Consider the following 1,282-nt stretch of genomic DNA (forward strand, 5'->3'; position numbering starts at 1 on the left):
TGAGGTGTATCGAGGTTGTTGGACAGGTGCTCTGGAGCGAGGAGGATCTGTTTATGACCGAGAAGCGTCGGCGGTTTAGTGCGCAGTTTCGGGCAGAGGCTGTGCAGTTGGTGGTTCAGTCGGACCGCACGGTGACAGAGGTTGCGCGTGATTTGGGTGTGGAGCGCAAGACTTTGAACAAGTGGGTGAGTGAGTTCCGGCGTGCGCAGGTTGGTGCGCAGGGTGGTGCGCGGGAGCCGGCGGGGCCGGTGGAGCGGGTTCGGGTGGAGGAGATGGAGGCCGAGATCCGCCGGTTGCGGATGGAGAACGAGTTCTTGAAAAAAGCCGCGGCCTTCTTCGCCCGGACCTCTCGGTAGCCGCACGGTGTGGGTTGATCGAGGCGGAGAAGGACAACTACCCGATCGTGTTCATGTGCGATCTGTTGGCGCTGCCGCGATCGTCGTACTACGCCTGGCGTCACCGGGCCGAGACGGTGGCCGGTGCCAGGCGGCGGGTCCTGGGCAGCCAGATCCGGCAGGTGTTCGACCGGTCCCGGCAGACCTACGGGTGCCGGCGGGTTGCTGCCCAGCTGAACCGCGACGGGTATGCGTGCAGCGTGGGACTGGTCGCGGCGCTGATGCGTGGCCTGGGGTTGCGGGCAGTGCAGCCACGCGGCTACCGACGGACCACACTGCCCGGTGACCACCCGGTCAACTCACCCGATCTCCTCGAGCGTGCCTTCGCCCCGGACAGCTGCGCGCCGGGCGAACGGCTGGTCGGCGACATCACCTACCTGCGCACCGGCCAGGGCTGGCTCTACCTGGCCACCGTGATCGACCTGGCCACCCGGATGGTCGTCGGCTGGCAACTGGCCGACCACACCCGCACCAGCCTGGTCGTCGACGCGCTCCAAATGGCGCTCGACGCACACCGAGTCGCTCCCGGCGCGATCTTCCACTCCGACCGCGGCACCCAATACACCTCCAGCCAGTACGTCCAGTACTGCCGCACACACGCCGTCCGCACCAGCCTCGGACGCACCGGCGTGTGCTGGGACAACGCACCAGCCGAAACCTTCTTCGCCGCCTTGAAAAACGACCTCTACCACCGCCACACCTGGCCAACCCAAGCCGCCGCCAGAACCGCAGTCGCCGAATACATCGAAGTCTTCTACAACCGCCAACGACTCCACTCCACCCTCGGCTACCGCACCCCACACGAAGCCCTCACCAACCACCAAACCCCCACCGCCGCCTAACCAACAACCCCAACCAACCGTCCACAATCCTTGACACAGCCCACC

Annotated in this window: 1 protein-coding gene; it reads left to right on the forward strand. The window is 65.9% G+C overall.

Annotated elements, in window-relative coordinates:
* Positions 1-53: 53 nt before the first annotated feature.
* Positions 54-1,237 (forward strand): IS3 family transposase gene (locus FDA38_RS41995; RefSeq protein ID WP_380092108.1). Its coding sequence is split into 2 segments (ribosomal slippage): positions 54-324 and positions 324-1,237, totalling 1,185 coding nucleotides; the frame shifts between segments, so codons are not numbered across the junction.
* The last annotated feature ends 45 nt before the right edge of the window (positions 1,238-1,282 follow it).

The sequence above is a fragment of the Kribbella jiaozuonensis genome (assembly GCF_005233875.1).
GTDB classification, from domain to species: Bacteria; Actinomycetota; Actinomycetes; order Propionibacteriales; family Kribbellaceae; genus Kribbella; species Kribbella jiaozuonensis.